Origin of the sequence: Paraliobacillus ryukyuensis, assembly GCF_003315295.1 — a bacterium.
GTDB lineage: Bacteria > Bacillota > Bacilli > Bacillales > Amphibacillaceae > Paraliobacillus > Paraliobacillus ryukyuensis.
This window is the reverse complement of record NZ_QNRI01000001.1, coordinates 541,964-555,894: the sequence shown is the minus strand read 5'-3', so window position 1 is coordinate 555,894 and position 13,931 is coordinate 541,964. Positions and strand designations below refer to the sequence as shown.

General features: G+C 37.1%; 13 protein-coding genes. 12 read left to right on the top strand and 1 reads right to left on the bottom strand.

Translation table 11 applies throughout. From position 1 onward, the window contains the following. The first annotated feature begins 13 nt into the window (after window positions 1-13). The 10 genes from coaBC (at window position 14) to spoVM (ending at window position 11,191) form a co-directional block, all read left to right on the top strand. Window positions 14-1,213 carry a bifunctional phosphopantothenoylcysteine decarboxylase/phosphopantothenate--cysteine ligase CoaBC gene (coaBC, locus tag DES48_RS02955; protein ID WP_113866688.1) on the top strand — a complete coding sequence of 400 codons (1,200 nt, stop codon included), beginning with the start codon at window positions 14-16 and terminating at the stop codon, window positions 1,211-1,213. A 2-nt stretch (window positions 1,214-1,215) separates the two neighbouring features. Then, complete coding sequence (gene priA, locus DES48_RS02950; protein WP_113866686.1) at window positions 1,216-3,618, top strand: primosomal protein N'; 2,403 nt, start codon at window positions 1,216-1,218, stop codon at window positions 3,616-3,618. A 15-nt stretch (window positions 3,619-3,633) separates the two neighbouring features. Continuing rightward, a complete protein-coding gene (gene fmt / locus DES48_RS02945) occupies window positions 3,634-4,572 on the top strand; it encodes a methionyl-tRNA formyltransferase (RefSeq protein ID WP_113866684.1) in 939 nt (312 codons plus the stop codon). A 2-nt stretch (window positions 4,573-4,574) separates the two neighbouring features. Beyond that, a complete protein-coding gene (gene rsmB / locus DES48_RS02940; RefSeq protein ID WP_113866682.1) occupies window positions 4,575-5,927 on the top strand; it encodes a 16S rRNA (cytosine(967)-C(5))-methyltransferase RsmB in 1,353 nt (450 codons plus the stop codon). A gap of 39 nt (window positions 5,928-5,966) precedes the next feature. Beyond that, window positions 5,967-6,722 (top strand): Stp1/IreP family PP2C-type Ser/Thr phosphatase, encoded by a 756-nt coding sequence (locus tag DES48_RS02935; protein WP_113866680.1) that lies wholly within the window; start codon window positions 5,967-5,969, stop codon window positions 6,720-6,722. Continuing rightward, window positions 6,716-8,782, top strand: coding sequence for a Stk1 family PASTA domain-containing Ser/Thr kinase (pknB, locus tag DES48_RS02930; RefSeq protein WP_113866678.1), 2,067 nt, complete (start codon window positions 6,716-6,718; stop codon window positions 8,780-8,782). Before DES48_RS02935 ends, pknB begins: the two co-directional genes overlap by 7 nt. Window positions 8,783-8,786: 4 nt before the next feature. After that, window positions 8,787-9,668 (top strand): ribosome small subunit-dependent GTPase A, encoded by an 882-nt coding sequence (rsgA, locus tag DES48_RS02925; RefSeq protein ID WP_079709404.1) that lies wholly within the window; start codon window positions 8,787-8,789, stop codon window positions 9,666-9,668. A gap of 2 nt (window positions 9,669-9,670) precedes the next feature. Beyond that, window positions 9,671-10,324 (top strand): ribulose-phosphate 3-epimerase, encoded by a 654-nt coding sequence (gene rpe, locus DES48_RS02920; protein ID WP_113866676.1) that lies wholly within the window; start codon window positions 9,671-9,673, stop codon window positions 10,322-10,324. Between the two features lie 63 nt (window positions 10,325-10,387). After that, a complete protein-coding gene (locus DES48_RS02915; RefSeq protein WP_245911261.1) occupies window positions 10,388-11,056 on the top strand; it encodes a thiamine diphosphokinase in 669 nt (222 codons plus the stop codon). A gap of 54 nt (window positions 11,057-11,110) precedes the next feature. After that, a complete protein-coding gene (gene spoVM, locus DES48_RS02910) occupies window positions 11,111-11,191 on the top strand; it encodes a stage V sporulation protein SpoVM (protein ID WP_079709406.1) in 81 nt (26 codons plus the stop codon). A 65-nt stretch (window positions 11,192-11,256) separates the two neighbouring features. Here the strand turns inward: spoVM and rpmB are convergent, their stop codons facing one another. Further along, the gene (rpmB, locus tag DES48_RS02905) at window positions 11,257-11,445 is read right to left on the bottom strand and encodes a 50S ribosomal protein L28 (protein WP_079709407.1); all 189 of its coding nucleotides are present in this window, start codon (window positions 11,443-11,445) and stop codon (window positions 11,257-11,259) included. A 379-nt stretch (window positions 11,446-11,824) separates the two neighbouring features. Here rpmB and DES48_RS02900 point away from each other — a divergent pair, with 379 nt between their 5' ends. Together DES48_RS02900 and DES48_RS02895 are read left to right on the top strand one after the other, a co-directional pair. Beyond that, window positions 11,825-12,184 carry an Asp23/Gls24 family envelope stress response protein gene (locus DES48_RS02900; protein WP_079709408.1) on the top strand — a complete coding sequence of 120 codons (360 nt, stop codon included), beginning with the start codon at window positions 11,825-11,827 and terminating at the stop codon, window positions 12,182-12,184. A 69-nt stretch (window positions 12,185-12,253) separates the two neighbouring features. Continuing rightward, window positions 12,254-13,927 (top strand): DAK2 domain-containing protein, encoded by a 1,674-nt coding sequence (locus tag DES48_RS02895; protein WP_113866674.1) that lies wholly within the window; start codon window positions 12,254-12,256, stop codon window positions 13,925-13,927. Window positions 13,928-13,931: the final 4 nt, after the last annotated feature.

Sequence of the window (13,931 nt, the reverse complement as noted above, 5' to 3'; positions counted from 1 at the left end):
AGAGGTGTTTGTTATGCTACGTGGTTCACGTATCGTTTTAGGTGTTTCTGGAGGAATTGCTGCTTATAAGGCTTGTGCACTGACGAGTAAATTAGTGCAACAAGGAGCTGAAGTAAAAGTCATTATGACTGAAAGTGCAAAACAATTTGTTAGCCCACTAACCTTTCAAGCGCTATCACGAAATCCTGTATTTACTGATACGTTTGATGAAAAAGATCCTAGCAAAATTGCGCATATTGATTTGGCTGATTGGGCCGATCTATTCGTAATTGCCCCTGCTACAGCAAATATAATTGGTAAGTTGGCGAATGGCATTGCGGATGACATGCTTTCTACGACCTTGCTAGCAACAGAAGCGGATGTATATATCGCACCAGCAATGAATGTCCACATGTATGGGCATCCGGCAGTAATTAAAAATATGCAAACGTTAGATCAATGGAGCTACAAATTTATCGAACCAGGAGAAGGGTATTTAGCTTGTGGATATGTCGGTAAAGGTAGGTTAGAAGAACCAGAATCAATTGTTAAAGCAATTGCTAATGATCGCAATGACCAACAAATATTAAAAGGTAAAAAACTGTTAATTTCAGCTGGACCGACTCAAGAAAAAATCGACCCAGTTCGCTTTTTGACGAATCATTCTTCAGGAAAAATGGGATTTGCTTTGGCGCAAGTAGCAGCAGAATGTGGAGCGGATGTAACCTTAGTGGCAGGGCCGGTTTCGTTAGATACACCTGCTAACGTCAATAGAATTAATGTTATCTCTGCTGAAGAAATGTATCAGGAAATGCTTAAGCATTACGATGATAGTGATATTGTCATTAAAGCAGCAGCTGTCGCTGACTATCGTCCTGCTAAGACGTATGAACATAAAATAAAGAAAAAAGATAATGATATGCAAATATCTTTTGAACGTACTAGAGATATTTTAAAAGAGCTTGGGAGCAAGAAAGAAAATCAATTTCTAGTCGGTTTTGCAGCGGAAACCAATGATCCCATTGCGTTTGGAAAACAAAAACTAGCTAGTAAGCAACTAGATGCCATTGTTATTAATGACATTAATGCATCGGGAGCAGGTTTTAAATCAGATACGAATGTTGTGACTTATATTCATCGTTCTGGTGAAACAAATCATTTTAAGCTTGCAACGAAACAAGAAATAGCAAAGCAGTTATTAAAACAAATTAATAAAGATAGTAAGGTTGATTAAATGTGGATGTTGCAAATGTAGTGGTCGATGTTCCAGTAGCGCAAACCAATCGCATGTTTGATTATCGGATTCCTGAATATTTACAGCATGCTGTTTTTCCTGGAATGCGTGTGATTGTGCCTTTTGGACCGAGAAAGATTATGGGTTACGTACTTGAAGTTACCGATCATTCTGATATAGATAAATTAAAACCAATTGAGAGCATCATGGATGTGACCCCAGTTTTAACAAAAGAATTGTTAGAACTAGGTAAGTGGGTAGCGCATCATACGATTAGCTTTTATATATCAACATTTCAAGCGATGTTACCGCAAGCTTTGAAAGCCTCATATGAAAAACAAGTACAACGATTAAATGATATTTTACCTGAAAAATTAGAAATGATTTTTGCTGGTCGTGATGTTATTTCTTTTCAGGAGTTTGAAGAAGCGGGGGTATACCAGGCATTACAACGAGCTGTGCAGGTTGGCGATGTGGAAATTATTTATCAGGTTCACTCAAAGGAAACGGTGAAAAAGCAAACATACGTTAAACCAATGTTGGAACCGTTAGAACTGGAAGCAGTTTTAGCTGATTTACCTCAGCAAGCCAAAAAGAAAAAAGCGATCATTCACTTTTTTCAACAGCATAACAAACCAATTCAAAAAAAAGAATTGCTGGAAAAGTTACATACGACCCAATCAACGGTTAAACAATTGATTGATCAAGGTATTTTAAAACAAGAAATGGTGGAAACGTATCGAGATCCTTATCAAAATGAAAATATTAAGCGTACCCAACCATTGCCATTAACTAGCCAACAGCAAGATGCCATGAATGCCGTGGTGGATACATTAGATCAAACGAAACATCAAACATTTTTGTTACATGGTGTTACTGGAAGTGGAAAAACAGAAGTATATTTGCAAGCGATCCATCATTGCTTGACGAAAGGCAAAGAAGCGATTGTATTAGTTCCTGAAATTGCTTTGACCCCACAAATGGTGAATCGATTTAAAGGAAGATTTGGTTCAAAAGTTGCAGTGATGCACAGCGCGTTATCCAAAGGAGAACGGTTTGATGAGTGGAGAAAAGTGCAACGAAAAGAAGTGCAAGTGGTAGTAGGCGCGCGTTCTGCTATATTTGCCCCGTTTGAGCAGATTGGCTTAATTATTATAGATGAGGAACATGAAACGAGTTACAAGCAAGAAGAACACCCGAGATATCATGCGCGTGATGTTGCAATTCAACGTGCCAAGTATCATTATTGTCCAGTTATTTTAGGTAGTGCAACACCTGCATTAGAATCCTATGCTCGTGCAAAAAAAGGTGTTTACCAATTATTATCGATGCCAGAGCGAATGAATAATGCTAAAATGCCTGAAGTAGAGTTAATCGATATGCGGGATGAATTGCATGCTGGTAATCGATCGATGTTTTCAAGGCAACTAAAAGAAGCAATTGAAGAACGATTGGCACGAAAGGAACAGACAGTACTGTTTTTAAATAGACGTGGGTACTCGACATTTGTGATGTGTAGGGATTGTGGCCATGTCATGACTTGTCCACATTGTGACATCGCGTTAACCTATCATCGGAAAAATCAAAAACTGAAATGCCATTACTGTAATTATGAAGAGAATATGCCAGACACTTGCCCGTCTTGTGAGAGTGATACGATTCGTTATTTTGGTACTGGAACGCAGAAGGTAGAAGAAGCTTTACAAGAAATGATCCCTGAAGCAAACATCATACGAATGGATGTTGACACCACGAGAAGAAAGGGTTCACATGAGCGGCTGTTAAGGCAATTCGGTAACCAACAGGCTGATATCTTATTAGGCACGCAAATGATAGCCAAAGGTTTAGATTTCCCTAATGTTACGTTAGTAGGTGTTTTGGCTGCTGATAGTCTATTAAACCTTCCTGATTTCCGTGCATCAGAGAAAACTTTTCAATTATTAACACAAGTTAGCGGGCGTGCAGGTAGGCATCAATTACCAGGTGAAGTAATTATTCAAACGTATACACCTGAACACTACAGTGTGGAATTAGCTTCTACCTATGATTATGAAGCATTTTTTGAAAAAGAAATGTTAATACGAAAAACGTATCAATATCCACCGTACTATTACTTAACATTAGTTACGGTTTCGCATCCAAATCAGATCAAGGTGATGGAAGTTACCAAGATGATTAGTTTATTACTGCGTAAACATTTATCAGATGATGTACGCATTCTAGGACCCACAGCATCACCGGTAGCAAGAATCAAAGATAGATATCGCTACCAATGCATGGTAAAATACAAAAACGAACCAAATCAACGAGAAATATTGCGAAAAATATTAGCTTATTTTGAAGACGAGATGAGAAAAGATGAGTTATTGATTCAAATAGATCTTCAACCCTATCAATTAATGTGAAAGTGAGGTTTTATTGTGAAAAAAGTAGTCTTTATGGGGACACCAGATTTTGCTGTACCAGTTTTAAGTCAATTAATTCAAGACAATTATAATGTTGTGTTAGTGGTCACACAACCAGACCGACCAAAAGGAAGAAAGCGTGTGTTAACACCACCTCCAGTAAAAGTAGAAGCCGAGAAACACAACATTCCTATATATCAGCCCGAGAAAGTAAAAGATACATATCATGAAATCTTAGCTTACGAACCTGATATTATTGTAACTGCTGCTTTTGGTCAAATTTTACCCAAAGCGTTATTAGATGCTCCTACTTATGGTTGTATAAATGTACATGCGTCATTATTACCTGAATTAAGGGGCGGAGCGCCTATTCATTATGCCATCTTACAAGGAAAACAAGAAACAGGAATTACGATTATGTATATGGCAGAAAAGTTAGATGCTGGTGCGATCATTTCTCAAGCATCCACACCAATTACCAAAGTGGATCATGTTGGTACTATGCATGATAAGTTGGCCGAATTAGGGGCCAACCTGCTACATGATACCTTACCAAAAGTACTAAACGGATCAATTGAACCAGTAGAACAAAATGATGAAGAAGCAACTTATGCTCCTAATATTAGTCGAGACCAAGAAAAAATTGATTGGAATCAATCTAGTACCTCAATCTATAACCATATCCGCGGTCTTCATCCATGGCCAGTGGCAAGCACATTGATGCATGGAGCAAATACAAAAATATGGTGGGGAGAAATGGTACCGAAAACAGTAGACAAACAGCCCGGTGAAATTGTTGAATTGAACAGTACAGGGCTTGTCGTTTGTTGTGGTGATCAACAGTGTATACGAATTGAAGAATTGCAACCAGCAGGGAAAAAGCGTATGTCAGCAGAAGACTTCCTTAGAGGGAACGGGCAAGACCTCGAAATTGGCGATAAATTAGGAGAATAAATATGACAAAGTATAAATTACGTTCGGCAGCTTTAGATGTATTACTTCGTGTAGGAGATGGCGGTGCTTTCAGTCATCTATTGTTAGATCAAACCATCAAATCTAATCAAGTGGACAAAAAAGATCATGCCTTACTTACGGAAGTGGTCTATGGTACAATACAAAGAAAATTAACATTGGAATATTTTGTTGCTAATTTTGTCAAAAAAAAGCACAAACTTGATCCTTGGGTACAATGGCTTCTTTATTTATCTTTTTATCAAATGGTGTATTTAGAGCGTGTACCGACATATGCCATTATTAACGAAGCGGTTGGTATAGCGAAAGAACGAGGACATAAAGGAATCGCTTCGTTTGTTAATGGCGTACTGCGTCAAGCGCAACGAACAGGTTTTCCAACTTTTGATTCGATAAAAGGTAGGGATGAAAGACTTAGCATTGAGACAAGTCATCCCCTTTGGTTAGTGAAACGTTGGATTGGTTATTATGGTTATGAAAAGACAAGATCGATGTGTCTAGCTAATTTAGAGACAAAGCCGATGTCGATTCGTGTTCAACCAATGCAATTGAATCAAAAAGAAGCAATTGCAGAATTAGAGCAAGATGGTTATGAAGTGGCACCTTCCTTCTTTTCTGAGCAAGGAGTCATTATAACAAAGGGAAACGTGTTACATAGCCAATTGTTTCAAAACAACCAAGTAACGATTCAAGACCAAAGTTCCATGCTTGTCGCTGAAATGATGGATTTACAAGAAGGGATGCAAGTGTTAGATGCTTGTAGTGCTCCAGGTGGTAAAACTACACATATAGCAGAAAAATTGAACAACACTGGGGGAATTTATGCGTATGATTTGCATGAAAAGAAAGCAAAACAAGTCAAACAAAAAGCTGAAGCCTTAGCACTGACGAATATTGTTGCAAAAGCCGCAGATTCTCGACAGTTAGATCAATACCATGCACCACAAACTTTTGATAGAATATTAATAGATGCACCTTGTTCTGGTCTAGGTGTTGTAAGAGGTAAACCGGATATTAAATACCAAAAACAGGAACAAGATATACACAAACTTGCAACGATTCAAACAGAATTATTAAAAAAAATTGCTCCATTACTCCGTAAAGATGGTAAACTTTTATATAGTACTTGTACGGTTGATCGTGAAGAAAATGAACACGTTATTACAGCATTCTTAAATGAGCACGCTGAATTTGAAGTTGATCCAATGTTCTTTGAAACACTACCATCTGACTTACGTCAATCAAGCGGGATTTCAGCAGTTGGTCTTCAAATTTTTCCGGATGATTTTGGCACGGACGGTTTTTTTCTAACGAGATTACAACGAAAAAATGGATAAGTACAAATTTCGCAATTTGGATCTGATGAGGTGAGGCAAATGCATTATTATTTAACAAACATAGGAAAAGTCAGGATGCATAATGAAGATGCTGGTGGCATATTCCAAAATGAAGCTTTGCAATATTTAACCGTTGTAGCAGATGGAATGGGTGGCCATAAAGCAGGTGATGTTGCAAGTCAACTTGTGGTTGAATGGATGGAGAATGAATGGAAATCCACAAAAGAATCGCTTGATAGACAAGGAGCTGCTACTTGGTTAACGGAAGTAATAACAAAAGCAAATCAGTACGTTTATCAAAAATCCATCGATAATGAAGCATTACTTGGAATGGGAACCACCGTAGTTGCAGTAATTTATGGTGAAGATTTTATTAGTGTTGCCAACATTGGAGATAGTCGTTGTTATTTGTTACACAATGGCACGATTTCGCAAATTACAGAAGATCATTCGCTTGTTAATGAACTTGTACGTTCAGGGCAGATTTCTAAAGAAGATGCTGATTTTCATCCACGAAAAAATGTTCTTACAAAAGCGCTAGGAACAGAAGCAATACTTCAGCCCGATATTTTTGAAGCTAGTTGGAAACAAGACGATCAATTATTGTTGTGCACAGATGGTTTAACAAATAAACTTTCTGATGAAGAATTATCACGCTTTTTAACAGACGATAAATCGAATCAAGAAAAGGCAGAAATGCTGATTGATACGGCTAATGAACGGGGAGGAGAAGACAATATCACATTAGTTATATCTTCATATGAAACAAACAAAGCAGGTGATACTTCGTGTTAGAAGGTCACTTTTTAAACGAACGATACGAAGTAATTAAAATGATTGGCGGAGGTGGCATGGCCAATGTCTATTTGGGTCATGACACGATTCTAGATCGTGAAGTTGCAATTAAAGTACTCCGATTAGAATATGCAAACGACGAAGAATTTATTACACGTTTTCATCGTGAAGCGCAATCTGCTACAAGCCTCTCTCATCCGAATATTGTAAACATATATGATGTTGGGGAAGAAGACAACATATATTATATGGTCATGGAATATGTCGAAGGAATGACATTGAAAAAGTATATTCAAATGTATGGTCCTATTCCAGTAGAAGAGTCGATTGAGATTATGCAACAACTAACATCCGCTATTGAACATGCGCATATTAATAACATTGTTCATCGCGATATTAAACCACAAAATATCTTAATTAATGACTTTGCCCAAGTAAAAGTGACAGACTTTGGTATTGCTTTGGCTTTAAGTGCCACTTCTTTAACACAGACGAATTCAGTATTAGGATCTGTACATTATCTTTCGCCTGAACAAGCAAGAGGTGGGATGGCGACTAGGAAATCGGATATTTATTCTTTAGGGATTGTCTTCTTTGAGTTACTAACTGGACGGATACCTTTTTCTGGTCAATCAGCCGTTTCCATTGCATTAAAGCATTTACAATCTAACACACCTTCCATTAAGAACTGGAATCCAGCTATTCCACAAAGTATTGAAAATGTTGTTTTAAAAGCCACGACGAAGGATCCTTTTTATCGATATGACACTGTCGAAGCCCTTGAAACAGATATGTTATCTGCTTTAGATCCGGAAAGACATAATGAACCACCATTTAAGCAGCCAGAAGAAGAAGGAGAAGATACCAAAGCTATCCCAATAATAAATGATACTATTCTTAAAAATAGCGACAAGGATGAGGATACACTTGTGCATACGAAGGAGCAGATAGAAACGACAAAGCATGATAAGTCACCAAAGGATGGTAAGCAAAAAAATAAGAAAAAACCAAGAAAAAAGAAATTTATTATTTGGTTGATTACATCATTTTTTGTTATTGTCGTCGCTGGTTTATTCGCTTTGTTTGTATTACCAAATTGGTTGCAACCAGATGATGTTGTCATACCTGAATTGCAGGGTGAAACGTATGAAGACGCTGAGCAAGCGCTCAATGAATTGGGTGTCAAAGTAGTGAAAGAAGAAGGTTTTTCTGATGAATTTGCTAAAGATCACGTCATACGAACTTCACCAAGTGCTGGGTCCAATACAAAAGAAGGCACAGAAGTTTCGGTGTATGTTAGTATGGGCGAAGAAACCGAAGAATTTTCTGATTACGTTGGGAAAGATTATGACCAAGTAGAACGAATCTTGCTGGAAAGGGGCTATCAAGACGTAGAATATACAGAAGTCTTCTCTGATGCCTCTGCAGGTCAAATCATTTCCCAATTATCTCCTCAACCGAACGAAGAGGTCGCTCCGTCTGAAACCGTAGTTCAATTTGAAATAAGCAAGGGGAAAAAGACGATTCAATTAGAAGATTTAACAGGAATGAGTGAATCAGCAGCATCTAATTATTTGTCTGAAAACAATCTAACTGCTAATGTGACGGAAAAACATTCGGAAAGTGTGAAAAAAGGTAATGTTATTTCACAAACACCAAAGGCTGGAACGACAATTGAGGAAAAAGAAACGGTTAATATCGTAGTTTCATTAGGGGAAGAAGAGAAACCACCGATTACACACAGCGTATCATTTACAGTTCCTTATACTGGTGGAGCAACGAATAGAGGCTCACAAGATAATCCAGGTAATGGTGGTAATGCGAATGACAACTCAAATAATAACGGGAATTCGGATGAGCCACAAACCGTTCGCATTTATGTAGATGACATGAATAACGACTTAACAACGCTTTACGAAACACAAACAATACGTGAAGACACTGATTTTTCAATTCGTTTAACGATTGCTCCAGGAGAGGTAGCAACGTATAAGGTAGAACGAGACGATGAAGTGATTTTACAGAAAACAATTGCATACGAAGAAGTGGAAGGTGATTAGTTACATGCCTGAGGGTAGAATTATGAAAGCTCTTAGTGGGTTTTATTACGTAAAAAGTGCAGATAGTGTCTACCAATGTAGAGGAAGAGGGTTATTCAGAAAAAAAAAGCTCTCTCCTCTTGTTGGTGATATTGTTGAATTTGATATACAAGAAGACAATGATGGATACATCACATCAATTCATGAACGAAAAAATGAGCTAAGAAGACCTGCTGTGGCTAATGTCGATCAAGCAATTATTGTTGTCTCTGCTAAAGAACCGTCGTTTAGTACATTACTTTTAGATCGCTTTTTAGTGCTGGTTGAAGCCAATGACATTCAACCGATTATTTTTATATCTAAGATGGATAAAGTCTCAACTGAAGAGTTGCAAGAGATTACTACTTATCAAGAAGCTTATCAAGCGATTGGCTATCAAGTAGAAACGTTATCTGTTGAAAAAGAAATAGATCTAAATAAAATGGCACCTTATTTTTCTGATAAAATATCTGTCATTGCTGGTCAATCAGGAGTTGGAAAATCATCTTTATTAAATAAATTGAACCCCGCTCTATCTATTGAAACAAACGACATTTCTCTCAGTTTAGGAAGAGGGAAACACACAACCCGGCATGTCGAGTTAGTTGCGATCGGAGAGGGTTTAGTAGCGGACACGCCTGGTTTTAGTTCATTAGAGTTTGATGCGCTAGCTCTAGAAGGGTTGTCAGCATGTTTCCCAGAAATGGCAGCCAGACAACAAGATTGTAAATTTCGCGGTTGTATGCATGTTAATGAGCCAAAATGTGCTGTGAAACAAGCTGTTGAAGTAAATGAAATAGCACCATTTAGATATGAGCATTACTTACAATTTTATCAAGAGATTCAGAATAGAAAGCCGAGGTATTAATCATGACAAAAATAGCACCATCCATTTTATCAGCTGATTTTGCTCAATTAAAAAAGGAAATTATGGAGGTTGATCGTGCAGGGGCAGACTATATTCACGTAGATGTCATGGACGGCCATTTTGTCCCCAATATTACAATTGGTCCGGTTGTTGTAAAGGCTATCCGGCCGATAACAACATTACCATTAGATGTACATTTGATGATTGAAGAACCAGACCATTACATTGAGGCATTTGCTGAAGCAGGAGCAGACATCATAACGGTTCACGTGGAAACTTGTCCACACTTACACCGAACCATTCATGCCATCAAAGAAAAAGGAGTAAAGGCTGGTGTGGTTATTAACCCCGCTACTCCTAAAGAGCTATTATATCCTATTTTACCGGATGTAGATCTGGTGTTATTTATGACTGTAAATCCTGGGTTCGGTGGACAAAAATTTATAACAAATGTAATTGAAAAAATTAAACAAGTAGATGAATGGCGAAGAGCATTTGCACCACATGTACTGTTTGAAGTGGACGGGGGCATCAATGAAAAAACTGCCAAGCAATGTATCGATGCAGGTGTTGATATCCTTGTGGCAGGTAGCGCGATTTTTAATCAAACCGATCGAAAACAAGCGATAGAAACAATACGAAAAGCCGCAGAATAAACTAACGTTTTTGTTCTAAATTCTAAAATCTGAAATAAATCTTTAACAATGGGGAATAAAATTATGAACCAGCAAATAAAAACAATTGGTATTGTTGCAGGTGGTCCGAATGTATTGGCCGCGGATCTAAAAATGTATGACGAAATGGTGGATTGTTGGATTGGAGCAGATGAAGGGTGTAGTGCATTACTTCACCAGAATTTATCAATTGACTTAGCAATTGGTGATTTTGATTCCATTAGCGAAGAAAATGTATTAATAGTGTCACAGAAAGCGAAAGAAATGATACGCTATCCAGTTGAAAAAGATGAAACAGACTTAGAATTGGCAATTGAGCATGCGGTAGCACTCGCTCCTAATCGTGTTTTATTGTTTGGGGTTACTGGTGGAAGAATGGATCATACCCTTGCGAATGTTCAACAATTAATTCGATTCTCACAAGTTGAGATTCCCGCTACTATTATTGATCCACAGAATACCATCCAGTTGTATAAACCAGGTGAATATCAAGTAATAAAAGATAACACTTATTCAAATGTTTCATTTCTTTCCTTTTCTGAAAAGGTAACAGGATTATCTTTAAAAGGATTTTATTACCCGCTAAATGGTTATTCGCTTTCATGGGGATCCACACGATGTCTTTCGAATAAGCTCCTTTCAAAAAAAGGTACTTTTTCATTTACTAGCGGCATATTAATAATGATAAAGAGCCGTGATGTACTTTTGACGTAGGAAATTCATATAATACAATGAAGCGTCTTTTATAGTAAAAGAGGAGGGGTTCTCATGAAATTTTATACAATTAAACTCCCAAAGTTCATTGGAGGCTGTGTACGTGCAATAATGGGTGCATTCAAAAAAAGCTAACGTTGCCTACCAATACAACAAAAAGCACCTGCTAAGTAAGCAAGGTGCTTTTTGTATAAGAAAAATTAAACACGTTCAACTTTTCCGGATTTAAGTGCACGAGCAGAAACATAAACTCTTTTCGGTTTACCATCTACCATAATGCGAACTTTTTGTACGTTTGCTTTCCATTTACGTTTATTAGCGTTCATAGCGTGCGAACGGTTATTTCCAGTAGTTGTTTTACGGCCAGTAACGACACATTTACGTCCCATATTTATCCCTCCTACTTACATGTATCTCTTTACACACTTTTATAATTTATCATATATATGTTGATTTTGCAATGTTATAAATATCATTCGGAACATAGCTAAAACATTTGCGTACGTATAAAATTAATAAAGCAATAAATGGATAATTTGTGTTTAAAAAAAGAACAATTTATATATAAAGGATTGTAACTTGACAGAATGGGGAGTTTAGTCCATTGTATAAAGGGGTTTACCTTATGTAAATGCTCACAAAAATTCTTTGTTAGTTTACTAATATGCAATGGCTTTCATTAGTACATGCATTATTGTAAGATAGGTTTCAAGAATTAGCTTTACAACCATCACTTATATTTTCAGTCTGTTAAAGGAGGATATGAAAATGTCTATTGAATTAACAACAAAAGACGGTAATGTTACCATCACGAATGAAGTTATTGCAACCGTAGCAGGTGGAGCTGCAATTGAATGCTACGGAATCGTTGGAATGGCTTCAAAAAATCAATTAAAAGATGGAATAGCTGAAATTTTACGAAAAGAAAACTTTGCAAAAGGTGTAGTTGTCCGTCAAGATGATGAATTGATTAGTATTGATATGTATATCATTGTGAGCTATGGAACGAAAATTTCTGAAGTTGCTCATAATGTGCAATCACAAGTTAAATATAACTTAGATAAAACTTTAGGAATACCTATTCACGCTGTTAATGTTTATATCCAAGGTGTTCGCGTACAAGCATAAATGATTATTGTAAACGTGAGAAAATACAATTAACTTATTATTGTTTCTAGTAAGAAGGAGGAAGTAGTAGTGGTGTTACAAATGTTAGAAGGAGCTGCGTTTCAGCAGATGGTCCTTCTTGGATCAAAGCATTTAACGAATAATGCCCAAATGATTGATGCGTTAAATGTCTTTCCAGTACCTGATGGAGATACTGGTACTAATATGAATTTATCAATGACATCTGGCGCAAATGAAGTAAAGGATATACAGCCTACAAATGTAGTTGAAGTTGCTGATGCGCTTGCAAAAGGTCTATTAATGGGAGCAAGAGGTAATTCCGGGGTTATTTTGTCTCAGTTGTTCCGTGGTTTTGCCCAAGGAATAAACGGTAAAGATACGCTTACGACAACTGATTTTGCTAACGCATTGACTTCAGGTGTTAATACTGCGTACAAGGCAGTAATTAAGCCAGTAGAAGGCACAATTTTAACCGTTGCAAAAGATACTGCTAAAAAAGCTGAACAACTAGCAGAAGAAGAAAAAGATTTTATTCCATTTATGGAAGGTGTGCTTGAAGCAGCGCAAACCTCTTTAGCTTCTACCCCTGAATTATTGCCAGTTCTGAAGGAAGTAGGCGTTGTTGATAGTGGTGGACAAGGATTAGTTGTTATTTATGAAGGATTTTTAGCATCTTTAAAAGGCGAAGTTTTACCGGAAAGTTCTGCCTCATCAGTAGATATGGATGATATGGTAAATGCAGAACATCATAAGTTAGCCCAAGATTATATGAGCACAGAAGATATTGAATTTGGCTATTGTACGGAATTTATGGTGAAATTTGAAGAGGATAAATTAAAAGAGCATCCTTATGATGAAGAAGTATTTCGAAAAGAATTAAGTGAGTTGGGAGATTCACTTCTAGTTGTGTCAGATGATGAATTAGTTAAAGTTCATGTCCACGCAGAGCATCCTGGTGAAGCACTTAATTTAGGACAACGTTTTGGAAGTTTCATTAATATAAAAGTTGAAAATATGCGTGAACAACACACTTCGATCCTTGGAGAACACACAAAAAAATTACCAAAAAAACAACCAAAGCAAAAACAAACTTATGGTATTGTTTCTGTGGCTATGGGAGATGGAATCAAACAGTTGCTAGAAAATCTTGGTGCTAATGTTGTACTTCAAGGTGGGCAAACCATGAATCCTAGTACACAAGATATTGCAGAAGCGATTAAGCAAGCCAATGCAGAAAAAGTGCTTATCTTACCAAATAACAAAAATATTGTCATGGCAGCAGAACAAGCTGCTTCGCTTAGTGATGCTGATGTAGAGGTTGTTCCAACGAAAACGATTCCTCAAGGTATGAGTGCTTTACTAGCTTTTCAACCAGATGCTTCATTAGAAGCGAATAAAGAAGCGATGACTGAGGCTGGTGGAATGGTTAAAACTGGACAAGTAACCTATGCGGTTAGAGATACACAAATTGATGGTATGACAATTGAAAACGGTAATTTCATGGGATTAGCTGATGGTAAAATAAAAGCTACTGCTCAAGATAAGTTAACGGTTGCGAAACAGTTGTTAGCTGAATTAACGACAGAAGATGATGAAATCATTACTATTTTACAAGGTGAAGAAGGTTCAGATGAAGAGTTAGCCGAATTAGAATCTTTCTTAGAAAAAGAATATCCAGATATTGAAGTTGAGGTTCATCAAGGAAATCAACCAATATATTCGTTTATTTTTGCAATTGAATAATAAT

What these genes read in the sequence shown, in the direction of transcription:
- coaBC (WP_113866688.1), top strand. Translation starts at nt 14, where the DNA reads ATGCTACGTGGTTCACGTATCGTTTTAGGTGTTTCTGGAGGAATTGCT.
- rsmB (WP_113866682.1), top strand. Translation starts at nt 4,575, where the DNA reads ATGACAAAGTATAAATTACGTTCGGCAGCTTTAGATGTATTACTTCGT.
- DES48_RS02935 (WP_113866680.1), top strand. Translation starts at nt 5,967, where the DNA reads ATGCATTATTATTTAACAAACATAGGAAAAGTCAGGATGCATAATGAA.
- rsgA (WP_079709404.1), top strand. Translation starts at nt 8,787, where the DNA reads ATGCCTGAGGGTAGAATTATGAAAGCTCTTAGTGGGTTTTATTACGTA.
- rpe (WP_113866676.1), top strand. Translation starts at nt 9,671, where the DNA reads ATGACAAAAATAGCACCATCCATTTTATCAGCTGATTTTGCTCAATTA.
- DES48_RS02915 (WP_245911261.1), top strand. Translation starts at nt 10,388, where the DNA reads ATGAACCAGCAAATAAAAACAATTGGTATTGTTGCAGGTGGTCCGAAT.
- spoVM (WP_079709406.1), top strand. Translation starts at nt 11,111, where the DNA reads ATGAAATTTTATACAATTAAACTCCCAAAGTTCATTGGAGGCTGTGTA.
- rpmB (WP_079709407.1), bottom strand. Translation starts at nt 11,445, where the DNA reads ATGGGACGTAAATGTGTCGTTACTGGCCGTAAAACAACTACTGGAAAT.
- DES48_RS02900 (WP_079709408.1), top strand. Translation starts at nt 11,825, where the DNA reads ATGTCTATTGAATTAACAACAAAAGACGGTAATGTTACCATCACGAAT.